12 protein-coding genes are annotated in these 15,873 nt (G+C 34.4%); 2 read left to right on the forward strand and 10 right to left on the reverse strand.

Annotated elements, in window-relative coordinates:
* Positions 1 to 30: 30 nt before the first annotated feature.
* The 3 genes from rpsU to LPB89_RS20525 all read right to left on the reverse strand — a co-directional run bounded on the left by rpsU (position 31) and on the right by LPB89_RS20525 (position 2,536).
* Positions 31 to 225 (reverse strand): 30S ribosomal protein S21, encoded by a 195-nt coding sequence (rpsU, locus tag LPB89_RS20515; protein WP_132038185.1) that lies wholly within the window; start codon positions 223 to 225, stop codon positions 31 to 33.
* A gap of 247 nt (positions 226 to 472) precedes the next feature.
* A complete protein-coding gene (locus tag LPB89_RS20520) occupies positions 473 to 1,615 on the reverse strand; it encodes an acyl-CoA dehydrogenase family protein (protein WP_230703495.1) in 1,143 nt (380 codons plus the stop codon).
* A 15-nt stretch (positions 1,616 to 1,630) separates the two neighbouring features.
* The gene (locus tag LPB89_RS20525; RefSeq protein WP_230703496.1) at positions 1,631 to 2,536 is read right to left on the reverse strand and encodes a helix-hairpin-helix domain-containing protein; all 906 of its coding nucleotides are present in this window, start codon (positions 2,534 to 2,536) and stop codon (positions 1,631 to 1,633) included.
* Between the two features lie 267 nt (positions 2,537 to 2,803).
* Between LPB89_RS20525 and LPB89_RS20530 the strand changes: the two genes are divergently transcribed.
* Positions 2,804 to 4,270, forward strand: coding sequence for an APC family permease (locus LPB89_RS20530; RefSeq protein WP_230703497.1), 1,467 nt, complete (start codon positions 2,804 to 2,806; stop codon positions 4,268 to 4,270).
* A gap of 52 nt (positions 4,271 to 4,322) precedes the next feature.
* Here the strand turns inward: LPB89_RS20530 and LPB89_RS20535 are convergent, their stop codons facing one another.
* The 7 genes from LPB89_RS20535 to LPB89_RS20565 all read right to left on the reverse strand — a co-directional run bounded on the left by LPB89_RS20535 (position 4,323) and on the right by LPB89_RS20565 (position 14,813).
* Complete coding sequence (locus LPB89_RS20535; RefSeq protein ID WP_035659873.1) at positions 4,323 to 4,550, reverse strand: PspC family transcriptional regulator; 228 nt, start codon at positions 4,548 to 4,550, stop codon at positions 4,323 to 4,325.
* Positions 4,551 to 4,656: 106 nt separating this feature from the next.
* Positions 4,657 to 5,931, reverse strand: a complete 1,275-nt coding sequence (locus LPB89_RS20540) for a DUF2851 family protein (protein ID WP_230703498.1) — start codon at positions 5,929 to 5,931, stop codon at positions 4,657 to 4,659.
* A gap of 78 nt (positions 5,932 to 6,009) precedes the next feature.
* Positions 6,010 to 6,492 carry a 3'-5' exonuclease gene (locus tag LPB89_RS20545; RefSeq protein WP_230703527.1) on the reverse strand — a complete coding sequence of 161 codons (483 nt, stop codon included), beginning with the start codon at positions 6,490 to 6,492 and terminating at the stop codon, positions 6,010 to 6,012.
* Between the two features lie 86 nt (positions 6,493 to 6,578).
* On the reverse strand, positions 6,579 to 7,940 hold the full coding sequence (locus LPB89_RS20550; protein WP_230703499.1) for a pyridoxal-phosphate dependent enzyme: 1,362 nt from the start codon (positions 7,938 to 7,940) through the stop codon (positions 6,579 to 6,581).
* 49 nt (positions 7,941 to 7,989) lie between these two features.
* Positions 7,990 to 9,960, reverse strand: coding sequence for a putative porin (locus LPB89_RS20555; RefSeq protein ID WP_230703500.1), 1,971 nt, complete (start codon positions 9,958 to 9,960; stop codon positions 7,990 to 7,992).
* A gap of 273 nt (positions 9,961 to 10,233) precedes the next feature.
* A complete protein-coding gene (locus LPB89_RS20560; RefSeq protein WP_230703501.1) occupies positions 10,234 to 11,667 on the reverse strand; it encodes a RagB/SusD family nutrient uptake outer membrane protein in 1,434 nt (477 codons plus the stop codon).
* Between the two features lie 11 nt (positions 11,668 to 11,678).
* Entirely contained in the window at positions 11,679 to 14,813 is a 3,135-nt protein-coding gene (locus tag LPB89_RS20565; protein ID WP_230703502.1) for a TonB-dependent receptor, read from the reverse strand.
* Positions 14,814 to 15,172: 359 nt separating this feature from the next.
* Between LPB89_RS20565 and LPB89_RS20570 the strand changes: the two genes are divergently transcribed.
* Positions 15,173 to 15,832, forward strand: a complete 660-nt coding sequence (locus tag LPB89_RS20570) for a ribonuclease HII (protein ID WP_230703503.1) — start codon at positions 15,173 to 15,175, stop codon at positions 15,830 to 15,832.
* Positions 15,833 to 15,873: the final 41 nt, after the last annotated feature.

The following is a 15,873-nucleotide window of genomic DNA, read 5'->3' on the forward strand; positions in this document are numbered from 1 at the left end:
ACTAACGGTAATTATTTTGAAAGGCTAATACTAACTTTCTAAACCATCTCTCATGTTTTGAATGTAAGCAGCTTTTTGAATTTGAGCTCTTTTGACAACAGAAGGCTTAATAAAAGCAGTACGTGCTCTTAATTGACGAACAGTTCCTGTTTTATCAAATTTTCTTTTATAGCGCTTTAATGCTCTATCGATATTTTCTCCGTCTTTAATTGGTATAATTAACATAATATAGACACCTCCTCTCGTTAAGGGTGCAAAAGTATATATTTATTTTGAATTATGAGTTATGAATTATCATTTTTTTTAAAGAATAAAGAACTATAGAATAAAGAGTATAGATTTCATCCTAAAAAACATTACTCAATGTTCCCTACTTTCTATTCTATTCTCTATCTTCTATGATCTATACTTTTCAGTAAATTTATAGTCTCTACTCTTTATTCTATGCTCTATCTTCTATGTTCTTTACTCTTTAGTCTTTCAGTAAATTCCTGGATATAACTAATTTCTGAATTTCTGTCGTTCCCTCCCCTATGGTACATAATTTGGAATCACGATAAAATTTCTCCACCGGGAAGTCTTTTGTATATCCGTAACCACCATGAATCTGTACTGCCTCATTGGCTACTTTTACACAAACTTCTGATGCGTACATTTTAGCCATAGCCCCTAATGTAGTAACAGGTTTATGTTCTTGTTTCAGGAAGGCCGCTTTATGCAATAACAATTCCGAGGCCTCAATTTCAGTTGCCATGTCTGCCAACTTAAATGATATTCCCTGGAAACTGCTAATTGGCTGTCCAAACTGATATCTTTCTTTTGAATATTTTAAGGCAGCTTCATAAGCACCTTTTGCAATCCCTAATGATAAGGCACCAATAGAAATTCGTCCCCCATCTAATACCTTCATCGCCTGCACAAACCCTTGCCCCACTTCTCCTAATCTGTTGGCATCAGGAACACGGCAATTGTCAAAAACCAATTCGGCCGTTTCACTGGCCCGCATTCCTAATTTATTTTCTTTTTTACCAGACGTAAATCCGGGCATTCCTTTTTCAAAAACGAAGGCTGTCATTCCTTTCGAATCACCTTTTTCTCCCGTGCGTACAATGACAACTGCAACATCACCTGAAATAGCATGTGTGATAAAATTCTTAGCTCCGTTTACTACCCAAAAATCACCATCCTTTACGGCAGTTGTATTCATTCCGCCGGCATCAGAACCTGTATTATGTTCTGTCAAACCCCAGGCACCAATAAATTCAGCAGTTGCCAGCTTTGGCAACCATTTTTTCTTTTGTTCTTCATTTCCAAAAGTCAGGATATGATTTGTACATAATGAGTTATGTGCTGCAACTGATAACCCAATAGAAGGATCTACTTTCGAAATTTCTTCAACAACTGTAATGTATTCGTGATATCCTAAACCACTTCCTCCATATTCTTCCGGTACCAACACCCCCATATATCCCATTTCTCCTAATTTTTTAAATAAGGGAATTGGAAAGGTCTGCGCTTCGTCCCATTCCATTATATTGGGTCTGATATTTTTTTCTGCAAATTCCTTTATCGATTGTGCAATCATCGACTGTGTTTCGTTATAATCAAAATTCATTGTAGTCAGTTTTTTTTAGAACTCCAAATATAAACTAATTATTTTTGCTTTATCAACAGGAAAACCTTTAATTTTTGCTAAATCCTCAATATTTTTAAAATCTCCGTTCATACTTCTATACGTTATGATTTGTTTTGCCAGTCCGTATTTAAAATAACTAAACTGGGATAATTCTTTTAAAGACGCCTCATTTATTGCTATTTTTTTAAAATTAGGAACGGAATAAATCCTGAAATTGGCATTTAATTCATATAACACTTCAGGAGAAAGTCCCCAAACTTCATTCAGCTGTTCCATTGAGACAAAGCCCCCCAAAATTTCTTTTTGTTTTAAAATCCGTAATGACAGGGCTTCACCAACGCCAAATATTTTAACTAAATCCTCCTGAGTGGCCAGGTTTATATCTTTTAAAACTTTTTTCTCCTTTTTGGCGAAAGGTTCACTTTTGTGCTTTTCATATCCTTTATAATCCTTTTTATTGTCTGCTACCGCTTTTTTATTGTTTGCCCATTCCGGAAATTTAAAAAGGGGCGAAATTACTTTTAATAAAGAATCAGAAATTTTTGTAACCTGCTGAAATTCTTCTGCCGAATTTACATATTTGTTTTCTTTTCTAAAAGCCATCAACCTGTCAATTTCTGCAACAGTCATTCCAAGTTTATAACCTTTATAATCTGAGATAAAATTCGGATTGAATAGATATACCTGCGGTTTGTTTTTATATTTTTCTTTTTTCAGCGAATCGATCCCGCTCTGAACCGCCATCCATTTTTCTTTTTCAGGAGAATATTTTTCGGCTGATTTAAAATTGCAAAAAAAATAGATTGCCTGCAAACCGATGATTATCGCAAAAAGCATAAAAATTCCAATTCTTTGTTGTTTTGTAAACTTAAAGTACAGCTGTATCGATTTAAAACTCATTTCTAAATATTTTGGATCGTTCGAAATTGTAAATTAAATCAAAAAAATATAAATTTATTAAGAAAAGTAATATAAATTTATTTTTAACACTTTTTCCTGTTTTCTATTATTTTAAAAAGTGATTCCTAATTTCTAGTAATAGCTGTTAGTTTTTCCTTATTAGATATAAATCTTAAACATTTTATAACTTAAAATTATATAATTGTTTTTATTTTTTATAAAAAACAATACATTTGGAACTTAATAACAATAAACCACTATTATAGTATGTCAATTATGCGAGTTAAACCAATATCTGCTTTTGAAGCGGATATGAAAAAAAGTGATTTAAAGAGGGTTCTTGGAAAATGGAGCCTAACTGCCATTGGAGTTGGTGCCATTATTGGTGGAGGAATTTTTGTACTTACTGGTACGGGAGCCTATTATCATGCTGGCCCGGCATTAGCACTTTCTTTCATTATTGCAGGTATTGCCTGTGTTTTTGCAGCTCTTTGCTATTCTGAGTTTGCCTCTATTTTACCTGTTGAAGGTTCTGCATACGCTTATGCTTATGGTACAATTGGAGAAATTTTTGCTTGGATTATTGGTTGGGGACTTATTCTTGAGTACGCAATGGGATCCATGACGGTAGCGGTTTCCTGGTCAGGATACTTTAATAAGCTGCTTAAAATGTTTCACATTCACCTCCCTGAATACCTTACAACTGACCCTGCCAGTTACACAGGAGAAGGTTTTTCCATGAATCTGCCTGCTTTTTGTATTGTGATCCTGGTTATTTCACTACTTATAAAAGGAACAAAAAGTGCTGCGAAAGCAAACAACATGATTGTTATTCTTAAAGTTTCTGCCGTAATATTTGTAATTATTGCCGGTCTTTTCTTTATTGATACTGCTAACTGGCACCCATTTATTCCAGCTGCTACCCAGATTATTGAAAAAGAAACTACACACAATGCTTACGGAATAGGCGGAGTTGTGTCAGGAGCTGCTGCAATTTTCTTTGCTTATGTAGGTTTTGATGCTGTTTCTACACAAGCCGGAGAAGCTATCAATCCGAAAAAAGACGTTCCTTTCGCTATTATTGCTTCTTTATTAATTTGTACTACCTTATATATTCTTGTGTCTTTAGTATTGACCGGAATGATGAACTATAAAGATTTTAATCCACTAGGAAAATATCCTGAAGCTATAAAAGCACCGGTTGCTTATGCATTTGATATTGCCGGACAAGGCTGGGCAGGTTTTATAATCACAATTGCTGCAACTATTGGTCTTGTATCGGTATTGATGGTAATGATTATGGGACAGTCAAGAATTTTTCTTGGAATGTCTAAAGACGGATTAATTCCTGCTGTATTCTCAAAAGTAAATCCACTTTCAGGAACTCCAAAAACCAACTTAATGATTTTAGGTGGTATTATTGCTGTAGTTGCTTCCTTTACTCCTATTAACAAGCTGGCGGATATGACTAGTTTCGGTACTTTATTTGCCTTTACAATGGTTTGTATCGCGGTTTGGATCTTAAGAGTAAAACAACCTCAGTTAACCAGAACTTTTAAAGTTCCTGCTTTACCAGTAATTGCTATTTGTGGTATTTCAATCAATACTTATCTGATGATTAATCTAAGCTTAGATGCTCAGTTACTTTCACTTGGATGGCTGGCGATTGGTATCCTTGTTTATTTTGGATACAGCAAAAAAAGATCAAGACTTAACAATAAAGAAGCTGAATAAACCTCTTTATTATTTCATAAAAAAACTCCAAATTTTCATTTGGAGTTTTTTTTTATAAATCAAAAACAGAAGTTCGTTTTGCCCTGATTAAATCTTTTAACCGAATCCAAAACGCTAAGGTTAAATAAACTCCAAAACCTAAACCTACGGTTACAAATGAAATGTAAATAAAAAACAATCTTACACTTGTGACACGCATACCCAGTTTATCTGCCAGCCTTGAGGATACATGAAAACCGTATTTTTCAAAAAAGAATTTCAGCTTTATAATTGCAGACATAATTTAATATTAGATTTTTAGATTGTTTGATGTTAGATTAAACACCAGAAAGTATATCCAAGCAAAAGTACAAATTATCTAATTAACTAATTTTCTAATTCAATAATTAGTTATTGTTCTTTAACAATTCCATTCCAATGGCGCATTTCAGACAGGCTTTCTGATTACAGTATTCGTTTTTGAGCTGCAATAAAACTTGTGTATCAAAAGCATTTTTTGAAATTACTCCGACAGCTGCAAACTTATCGATAATGGAATTCTTCTCCGGAGCTACTTCATTCATAAAATCAATTAAATCTTCGAAAACCAGTTCTCCTCTTTTTTGAGCATAAGCAAACTGAAGCGGAATAACAGTGTTGAGAATTATTAAATCTATAAATCCTCTTGATAATGCTTTTGGCTTTTTACGGCTTTCCTTGTCAAACTGATAATGATTCTGCCAGTATGGACCAGCTGAAACGGTCAGCAATTCATAGACTTTTGTAACCGATTTTAATTCGATTATCTTAGAAAATAAATTTTGATGTTTATGGTATAAAGCTGCTAATTGAGAAAGTCGGATCGTTGGAAAATTATCCGGCCGGTGTTTAAAAAACTCAAGCGGATCTGTATATGTCTTTACTAACTGATATTTATTTGAAAGATAAAAATACCTGATTTTCAAATCCATAAAATAAACGTCTTCTTTTTCTGCATCTAATAAACCGGAAGTTCCAAAAAGTAAAGCTTCCAGATTTTCCCTTTCAAAACTTTCTTTTCTGATGATTGAAAACGGAATAGCTCTTGCTATTTGAAAAAAAGTATTTCCGTTTGTATTTAAACCAAAATTCTTAGCCAATAAACAAAACAGAACCGCTTCCCAATCCTGATTTGTCACTTCCAATACATCTAGAATAAATTTTGATTTACGCTCTAACCGGTCAAAAAACAATCGTTCCTGCCAATTTTTAAAAACAAATTCATCGATCCCGGCAATCTCCTTTTCACAAGATATCCATGATTTTGGCGCAACTAAAGAATTATAATTATTTATTATTTCAGCCGAAATATAATCCTTCAAAACCAAAGCAGGTATTTCAGTATTATTCCCTCTGAAAATTTCAGTATCATGTTCCCATACTACATGCAAAATCACATTATCATAAGCCACATCCCTTTCATGCCCATGTATGTACCAGTCAGATGATTTTAAATGAATTTCAATATTCCCTGCCCACTTCTGATTTCCGATTATAATCTGAGCATTAAAGAAATCAGGTCCTGAAGACTCTAAATAGTCCCCGGTTCTGATAATGGTGAGGGGTTCGTTTTGAGTCGTCTTCAGGTTGAGTGACTCAAACTTCTTAAACTTCCACAAATAATGGAGAAAGTCTTCTTTCATTTTTAAACTTTTATATTAATTCCTAAAAGTTTAAAAATAAATAAAATAATATTAATCTTACAAATTTATTTGTTTAAATTATTGCAGCAGATATAATTTAGCACAGGCACGGGCATCAGAAAGCGCTTCATGGTGGTTCAGCTTGATATTCATTTCGCGACAGCAGTCACTTAGCTTAGTTGGTTTTAATCCCTTCGCCTTATAAATTTTGACTGTACATTCCCATTTTGAGGCAATATTCAAATCTTCATACTGCAGGCCATGAAGTGCCATTGATTTGATTAAGACGTTTCGATCAAAGCTTTCGTTGTGGGCAACTACCACTTTATTTTTTAATCTTTTTTCTATCTCAGGATATACCTGCAAAAATGACTTTGCATTTACAGTATCACGCGGATAGATTCCATGAACCCGAATCGTAAAGGGATTGTACTCGTTATTGGGTGGCTTTATTAAGGTAACAAATTCATCTGTAATGATTCCGTTTTCTACGGTAACAATTCCAACAGAACAAGGATGGTAGGATGTTGCCGTTTCAAAATCTATGGCTGTAAAATTCATATTCACTTTGGTTTTTTTAGCTAAAAAATCCATAAACCTAATTTTCAATGATTAGATTTATGGATTACTCATTTACTACTTGTATCTTATTTTATCGATCCAATAATATCATATTTAGTTATAATATGGTGATTGCCGTTTTCCAGTTCAATCAGGACAGCATCATTTTCTTTAGTAAATAATTTAGAAACCTCTTCAATTGGTGTTCCCATTTTAACAATTGGAAAAGGTTTGCCCATTACTTCTTTGATCGGTTTTTCAGCTACATTTTTATCTGCAACATAACTTCTGAACAAATCTGTCTCATCAACAGAACCCACGAATCCATTAATATCTACCACAGGAATTTGCGAAATTTTATACTTACGCATACGCTCAATGGCATGTGAAACCAATTCTTCGGTACGAACCACGATTAGTTCCTTATCGATATGATCTTTGATGACATCTTCTGCCTTTGTTACGTTTTCTTCTAAAAATCCACGTTCACGCATCCAGTCATCATTGAACATTTTACCTACGTAGCGGCTTCCTGAATCGTGAAAAAGAACCACAACCACATCATCCGGCTTAAAGTGTTCTTTAAGCTGTAACAATCCTTTTATGCAAGCTCCGGCAGAATTCCCCACAAAAATAGCTTCTTCCAATGCAATTTTTCTGGTATAAACCGCTGCATCCTTATCGGTTACTTTTGTAAATCCGTCGATTAAAGAAAAGTCAACATTTTTAGGCAGGATATCTTCCCCGATTCCTTCGGTGATATACGAGTAAATTTCATTTTCATCAAAAATTCCGGTTTCATGGTATTTTTTAAAAACGGAACCATACGTATCTATTCCCCAAATTTTAATGTTTGGGTTTTTCTCTTTTAAGTATTTTCCAACTCCCGAAATTGTTCCTCCTGTTCCGACACCTACAACGAAATGAGTGATTTTCCCATCTGTCTGTCTCCAGATTTCAGGTCCGGTCTGCTCATAGTGCGCCAAAGAATTGGACATATTATCGTATTGATTTACATACCATGAATTTGGCGTTTCCAAAGCCAGACGCTTTGAAACCGAGTAATAAGAGCGCGGATCAGTTGGCTCAACATCTGTAGGGCAAACTACCACTTTTGCGCCAACAGCACGAAGGATATCCATTTTTTCTTTTGACTGCTTATCTGATATTACACAGATCAATTTATATCCTTTGATAATGGCTACGAGCGCCAATCCCATTCCTGTATTTCCGGAAGTACCTTCAATAATAGTTCCTCCTGGCTGTAAACGGCCATCTGCTTCAGCATCTTCAATCATCTTTACGGCCATTCTGTCTTTTACAGAATTCCCGGGATTAAAAGTTTCGACTTTTGCCAATACCAACGCATCAATTTCAGCAACAATTTTGTTGAGTTTTACTAATGGCGTATTACCAATTGTTTCTAAAATATTTTTTGAAAAGTCCATTTTATTTGAATTTAAAATTTGGTTTAAAATTGAAACAGATCCTGTTTTTTTATTGGAAAAAATTCCAAACTAAACCAAATCGGATCGTAAAATCGCGATATGGATTATCAGGAGCTGAGTAATAATTATTTTGCGCAAAAGCAGCATTAAAGTGTTCTGCTTTTAAATAAAATCTGGTCTGGCGAATTCTGGCGTTTACAAAGAAATCAAAGTTGGCATAATTCCCTATTTTCTTATCATTCTGAACAAAAAATTCCCCGACAACAGGATTGTATGAATTACCATAGTATTCGGTAAAATAATTGAATGTAATTCCGGTCTGGATGTATAATGCTTTCTTAAAAAAGTAACTGGAATAATAAAATGTATTTCTGGTTACAAAATCAGGAACATTTAAAATTAAATCTGACTGATCTACTTTTTGATACAACAGCGTGTTATCTAATGCAAAAGGCCCAAATTTGAACTCACGGCTGGCTTTTAAAGACAAATAATTTATTGCATTACCATATTGGGCAGGATTTACAATTTGTGTCTGAGCAGCAATTTCAGCAGGAGTGGAAACATCTTCAAAATACAAATGATCTTTTAAAACCGAATATTGAACTTCAGCATTTAACCAGGGAGTAAAAACATTCGCACTAATTGAATTTATTTTTTCATTTTTGAAGTTATTCGACCAGTTGTATTTTATAAAACTACTTTGGTATAAATTGTAATTATTATTAGGCAGTTTATTAATGTTCTGGTATCTGAAGTCAAATTTGATTTTATCATTTAAAGTATATCTTAATTTCGCATCTAAATCAGACAGAGACTGGTTGGTGATGGATCTGGAATATAAAAATCGGCCATTCCATTTGTTTTTCTGGTATTCATACTGGCCCCCGACATTATTGATCTGTCGGTAAAGATTATTCGGGATGGCAACAAGTCCGTTTATATCCAGTATGACCCTGTTGTATTCGTAATTTGACCTGTAATCATCAATAAAGAAATTAAATTTCCCTAAAAGTGAATTCTCATAGGCAAGACCGGCTTTGTTGTATAATTTTTCGAAATGCGTCTGATCGTTTATTCCATTAGTTACATACGAATTTCCGAATCGGTTTACAGACTGGTTATCTACAGTAGAAGTTACAGTAGCCTGATTGTATTCATAAAATTTGTTTTCATAATTGAACTGGTGCGTCACGTACAAATTATTGTTTCCTTCTTTTGGATTAATCCTGAAAGCATGATCAAAGAACAACCGTCTTCCTTTTAAAAAGGATTTAGCATCTGTTAAATACACCTGTAATCGCTGGCGATTGTTGAAATCCTTGTTACCGCTTTCGAAATCTTCGGGTGTTGTAATCCCGCCATTTTCTTCGTTTAAGATATCCTGATAGGTATAATGCGCCTTTAAGACATATCTCATATCAGTCGTAAAATAACTTGTAGTAAACCTGAAATTCCCTGTACTTGCCAACTGATTGATGTAATCTCCCTCTGAACGCAATCCTCTGTAGGCCATAGAGAAATTAAGGTTTTTGGAAGTATTTAGTGTAATAAACGAATCTACGTTTTGCCCTTTATTGATTGTTGTATTGAAAAACAGTTCTGTAAAAGGAGTTGCTGCAGAGTAATACGGAATCTGGTTCGCTTCCAGAAAATTGAAATGTTTCCCCTTAAAACCTAATTCCGGATAAGGTGAGAAATCAGTTAAACTGTATTGTAACGTATTATAGGTCTGCCCGATATTAGAAAAAGGCAAAAGTCCGAAATTATCCTTTCTCAGGTAATTTTGCCTGTAAGCACTTTTTAATGTTAATGAGGTATCGGCATAAGTGGTATCATGCTCCAAAGTAATAATCTGATATTGGTCGATGGTAGCAATTTTGGCTTTTTTCTTTTTTAGGGTATCGGTAATACTTGAATACTTTGTATTCATATCCAAATTGCCTTTAGAAGTGTTTTTTTCCTGAGAAAACAATACTGCAGGCACTACTAATAGATATAAAAAAAAGAATATTCTCATGTGATCACTTTATATATAATTATTTCGGCAAAAATTTACAGAGCAAAGGTAAAAGATAAAAACGTATAAAAAAACATATTATACCTTTGCAACGTAAAGATAGCAGAGAAAAACAAACACTTATAAAGCAAACGACAGAGACTGTTGAAATATTTTAAAATATTCCCAAAACAATTTTTCAAAAAACAATCTGAATGAGCTGGGGTAACTCCAAAAAAAAGACCGGGCTTGAAGTAAATCAAGCCCGGCTTTTAAAAAAATTTATGTTATTATTTATCTGTTTGCATTTACAGCATCTTCAATAAATGGGTTAGCATCAATTTCACCCTGAGGTATTTTTAAGAAAAATTTCTTATCATCAGCTGCTAAATTAGCCGCAGCCCCGATTCTGTGGTTACCAGTTCTGGTAATCCCTCTTCTTAGACGTTTTGCATCAAACCATTCTACACCGTTTTCAGCATAAAGTTCTTTTCTTCTTTCTACCAAAATTTCTTCGATCAGAGGAGCTCCGGTATTAGTTGATTTAACAGCATTTACATCTCTGTCTTGTTGTAAAGCATAAAGTAAATCATGTGCTCCGGTAAAGTCGTTTAATCTTGCTTTTGCTTCCGCTTCAATCAAAATCATTTCTGGAGTTCTGAAAATAGCGTTATCGCCTTCAAAAGTAAAAGTAAATTTACGGGTGATCCAATATCTGTAATCGTTAAGATTTGTTATAGAAGCACTCTTTTTCTGGAAATAACCTCTAACATCCGTTGGAGAGAACAAAGCTACAAAATCTCTGTTGATATAAGTAGCAGAATAGGATGTAGTCAGGTGATCTGTCATAGAAGCGGGTGCATTATAGTAGTAGTTCGACTGATCTGATCTTTGTGCACTACCCCAAATCCATTCTACATTCTCGATATCATCAAATCCGGAACGGTAGCTTGCTGCATCTAATACCGCTGCAGGATCACCTCCATAAGCCGCTTTAGCAGCAGCTTCTGCACCTGCCCAGTTGCCCATTACCTGATACACCTGAGCTAACATTGCGTTTGCAACTGCTTTATTGATATATGATTTTCCTAAACGGTCTTCTGTTAACCCGTCAACAGCTATTGTCAAATCATCTACAATAAATTTATAAACTTCTCCAACTGTAGACATAGGGTTTCCAACTTTAGAAGTAGCGGTATAAATAGGCGGTGCCGGAAAATTTACATCTGCCGAATAAGTAGGACAGAATTCCATAACTAACTGGTGATAGAAAAAAGCTCTCAAAGCGTGACCGCTTGCACTTAATTCTTTTTTATCGGCTGCAGACAGCGCAGTACTTGCTTCAATACCATTAATTAAAACATTTGCCTGGTTAATCATGTAGAAACAATATTTCCAGGTAAACGTTGTTCTTCTATACGTTGGTTCACGGTTATCATTGGCATAGTCAAAGGTAAACCAAGTATTTTCCTGAATTAAATCATTTCCTTTCACACTGCGTGCAAAAAATATGGAGTTAAGACCTGCAGAATCAGTACTTGTATACTGACCTCTAAATTGCCTGATAATTCCGGAGATAAAAGCCTCAACACCTTCTCTTGAACTAAAGACTACATCTTCAGTAACACCTTCTGTTGGCTTAGGTTCGTTAAGAAATTCCTGACTACAACCCACCATTATAAACAATGCCATTATGGCAATGAAAATTTTTGAAATTAAAGTTTTCATATATATATCTTTTAAAATTCTAAATTAAGGCCAAAAGAAATTACTCTTAAATTGTAGGATCTGCTATTTGTAGCTCCATTAAAATCTTGTTCAGGATCAATTCCTTTATGAGATTGGAAGGTTAACAAATTATCGCCTTGAAAATATAATCTTAATTTAGTAAGTTTTACTTTGTCAATTAATGTTTTTGGAAAGTTATATCCAAAGTTTAATGCTTTAAGTCTAACGTAATCATTTTTATACAAGAAACGAGTCGATTGACTATTAAAATCATTATTAGAAGCCAGTAACAAAGGAACATCTGTAACGTCCCCAGGTTTCTGCCAACGGTTTTCAATATCAGTAGATGCTGCTCTACCGGAAGATTTAAATCCTTCCATTAACCCTGCATACGTACTATCGTATACATACGATCCAAAACTAAAGTTGAACAAAATATTCATATCAATATTTTTGTATCTGAAATAGTTGGTAAAACCGCCTATTACATCTGGTAAAGATGATTTATCTGCATAATATCTTGTAGCCTGAGCATATGTTTTGGTAGTTTCTCTTGCTCCTGTTGGTTTTCCATCAGTTCCTAAAACATCTTTATACCACATTCCATAACCTGTAGCCGGGTCTACACCTGCCCATTCCTGTATGTAGAAGTCATATAAAGATTTACCCACTTCCCATCTTTTATTTCCATTAACAAAACTTGACTGCGTCAATTCAGCAATTTCATTTTTATCAAAAGAGAAATTAACACTCGTTGTCCAAAGGAAATTTGGTGTCGTAATGTTTTTAGAATTTAATGAGAATTCCCATCCGTAATTTCTAAGAGCTCCAACGTTAGTCGTAACACCTCCATTACCTGTTGACTCTGCGATAGGCTTATAGTAAATTAAATCAACTGATTTTTTGTTGTAGTAATCAACAGTACCTGTTATTCTATTGTTAAACAAACCGAAATCTACTCCTATGTCAGTAGAAGCGGTTTTCTCCCAGGAAAGAAATGGATCTACGGCAGGCCCCAGAACAACACCGGAATTATCCCCTTCATTATATCCTGTTTCAAATAATTGTTTCGTCGGAAAAAAGTCAGCTAAATCATTTCTTAAAGTTTTATTATTTCCTAATTCTCCATAAGAACCTCTTAGTTTTAATTCGCTCACTATTGCATTATCTTTTAAGAAATTTTCTTCAGATACTAGCCATGATCCTCCTACCGAATAAAAATTCCCCCATCTTTCACCATCTTCAAATCTGGATGAGCCATCACTTCTATAAGATCCTTCAACAAAATATTTTTCTTTGTAGTTATAGGACAAACGCGCTAAATAACTTGAGATTCTTTCTTCTGCTACATATCCTGAAACATCTGTAGGATTTGTTCTTCCTCCAATCACAGTTACACCTGGTAAAAATTTCTCACCCTGAGCTCCTAACGCATCAATTTTATACTTATAAGCTTCCTGTATTAAATCTGCAGAAAAGTTATGATCTCCGAAAGATTTCTTGTAATTTAAACTATTCGTTATGTTAGTAGAAGCTGTAATATCTCTGTTTTGAGTAATTCTACCTCCGACACTTGAAGCATAACCCACCTCATTACTGGCATAATTGTAAGAATCATATAAATATTTATCATAAGCAAAGTTTGTTTTAAAAGTCAAATCTTTTGCAAGTGTAAATTCCATATAAGCGTTTGCTGTATAATTATCACGCTTATATGCTACTTTGTATTTATATAACGACCCATAAGCATTCTCATTATTCAATTGCGGTCTCGTTCCATTTACAGCCTGGCCCGGTACTCCTCCTCCGTAGTCAAAAATAGGTTGCCCCTTACCATCAGCAACCAAATCACCATTACCATCTCTTCTGTATACCGGATAAATGGATGGGATTGTATAAATCCACTGAATAGCACTTTGAAAACTTGAACCACTTTGTGAAGGGAAATTTTGATCAGAAGTGGAATAAAACATCGTTCCACCAATTTTAAACCAGTCATTTACTTTTGAATCAAGACTTAAACGTGTTGTAATACGTTCGAATTTTGAAGTCTTAACATTTCCTTCCTGAGACAAGTAATTAGAAGTAAAGAAATATTTCGTATTATCACTACCTCCGGAAACAGATACTGTATGTTCTTTTCTAACTGCAGCATCATTTAACATCTCCTTTTCCCAATTCGTATCCCATTTTTTAGTAGTCGTAACTAAATTTCCATTGGCATCCACAGGCTGAGCTACTGTGTAAGGATTATATCCTAATCTGGAAACTAAAGAGTTTGACGCATTTGTACCCGCAAGTGCCGGAGCCTGAAGACTAACATACTGATTTGTATTCCTTAAAGCTTCCCAAGTCAGTTTCATGTAGTCATCTGAACCTACCATATCATGCAATTTAACCGCATTGTCAGCAAAACCAACTTGTGTCGTAAAACTAACTCTTGGTGCAGAATTTAATTTTCCTCTTTTTGTGGTAATAAGAATTACTCCATTCGCTCCTCTTGATCCATAAAGAGCTGTTGAAGAAGCATCTTTTAAAACACTGATTGTTTCAATTTGGTCGGAACTTATAGTATTTATGTTACCCGCAAAAGGAGCTCCATCTAATACGATCAAAGGATCAGTAGAGGTATTAATAGAACCAGTACCTCTAATACGAATTGACGGATTCTCTCCTGGCATTCCGCCAGATGAAATCACGTTCACACCTGCTACACTACCTTGTAAAGCTGATAAAACACTTGTAGCTTGTTGCGTTTGTAGAATATCAGTACCTATCGTAGCGATTGAACCAACAATTGCTTTTGCCTTTTGTTTACCGTAAGCAACAACTACTACTTCATCTAATGTTTTTTGAGATTCGTTTAATGTAACATTTAATGTAGATGCCGTTCCAACTGTAGCAGTCAAATCCAACATACCTACGTAAGAGAACACAAGAACGTCTCCTGTTTTTGCTTTAATAGAATAACTTCCGTCAAAATCTGTTTGAGCACTGGTTTTTGCTCCCTTGACAACAACGTTTACTCCTGGAATAACTCCTGCATCACCAGACACAACTCCGGTAATAACTCGTTCTTGTGCAAAAGAAAACTGCACAGACAACACTACTAAGAGTGTATAGATCCATTGTAATTTTAATTTCATTTGAATTTATTTTGAATTAGTATCTAGCAAACTTCTTAATTATTTCTTAAAATAACAAACATTTTCTACTGTTAAAGTTATTTTTTTTTAATGTAAACTTAACACTTGATAGATATTTATATTTTTTCACCTCTAAACATGTGTTATTCTTAAAAAAACTACAAAAAAAATATTAGATTCTTACAACAAAATTTTAACACAATTTAACAGGTTCATTGCATAATTATCTATGTTTTAAAAAAATAAGCCTCATTTTATATAAAACTCAAAATAAACCCCTCAATTTAAAAGTTTGGCAAAAGCAATACTAATTTTAAAAACTATTCTGATATTTGTAACTTAAATCACTTATTATAAATATGCTTGAAAGAAATTTCTCAGGATTCGTTTTTGAAACCGGTACCGATGAAGCCGGAAGAGGCTGCTTAGCTGGTCCGGTTACTGCTGCTGCTGTTATTTTACCGGCTGATTTTGACAATGAATTTCTAAATGACAGCAAACAATTGTCCGAAAAAATCAGAGAACAACTAAAACCGGTGATAGAACAACATGCAGTTTGTTTTGCGGTGACACATTTGCACCCAAATGAAATTGATGAAATAAATATCCTGAACGCCTCCATGAAGGGAATGCACGAATGTATCCTGAAATTAAACCAGAAACCTGAATTTATTATTGTAGATGGCAACCGTGCCCTAAATGCAAAACTAGGGATGAAAAATACTTTCGGAAAACAATTTTCTGCAATCGAAATAGAATTGTTAAAATCTATTCCGAGCCAGAGTATCATCAAAGGGGATTCTAAATTCCTGAGTATTGCCGCGGCTTCCGTTTTGGCAAAAACCTATCGGGACGCATACATGGATGAGATTCACGAAGAATTCCCGATGTATAACTGGAGAAAGAACAAAGGTTATCCGACCAAAGAACATCGTGAAGCCATTAAAAAATACGGCCCGACCAAATACCATCGCATGAGCTTCAGGCTTCTTCCCGAACAACTGAGCTTAGACTTATAAAAACAAAAAGACTTATCCATTCGATAAGTCTTTTTGTTTTC

It is taken from the genome of Flavobacterium sp. ENC (genome assembly GCF_020991415.1).
Taxonomy (GTDB): Bacteria; Bacteroidota; Bacteroidia; order Flavobacteriales; family Flavobacteriaceae; genus Flavobacterium.

Coding starts and splice junctions, on each gene's coding strand:
- rpsU (WP_132038185.1), bottom strand. CDS start 225: ATGTTAATTATACCAATTAAAGACGGAGAAAATATCGATAGAGCATTA.
- LPB89_RS20520 (WP_230703495.1), bottom strand. CDS start 1,615: ATGAATTTTGATTATAACGAAACACAGTCGATGATTGCACAATCGATA.
- LPB89_RS20525 (WP_230703496.1), bottom strand. CDS start 2,536: ATGAGTTTTAAATCGATACAGCTGTACTTTAAGTTTACAAAACAACAA.
- LPB89_RS20530 (WP_230703497.1), top strand. CDS start 2,804: ATGTCAATTATGCGAGTTAAACCAATATCTGCTTTTGAAGCGGATATG.
- LPB89_RS20535 (WP_035659873.1), bottom strand. CDS start 4,550: ATGTCTGCAATTATAAAGCTGAAATTCTTTTTTGAAAAATACGGTTTT.
- LPB89_RS20540 (WP_230703498.1), bottom strand. CDS start 5,931: ATGAAAGAAGACTTTCTCCATTATTTGTGGAAGTTTAAGAAGTTTGAG.
- LPB89_RS20545 (WP_230703527.1), bottom strand. CDS start 6,492: ATGAATTTTACAGCCATAGATTTTGAAACGGCAACATCCTACCATCCT.
- LPB89_RS20550 (WP_230703499.1), bottom strand. CDS start 7,940: ATGGACTTTTCAAAAAATATTTTAGAAACAATTGGTAATACGCCATTA.
- LPB89_RS20555 (WP_230703500.1), bottom strand. CDS start 9,960: ATGAGAATATTCTTTTTTTTATATCTATTAGTAGTGCCTGCAGTATTG.
- LPB89_RS20560 (WP_230703501.1), bottom strand. CDS start 11,667: ATGAAAACTTTAATTTCAAAAATTTTCATTGCCATAATGGCATTGTTT.
- LPB89_RS20565 (WP_230703502.1), bottom strand. CDS start 14,813: ATGAAATTAAAATTACAATGGATCTATACACTCTTAGTAGTGTTGTCT.
- LPB89_RS20570 (WP_230703503.1), top strand. CDS start 15,173: ATGCTTGAAAGAAATTTCTCAGGATTCGTTTTTGAAACCGGTACCGAT.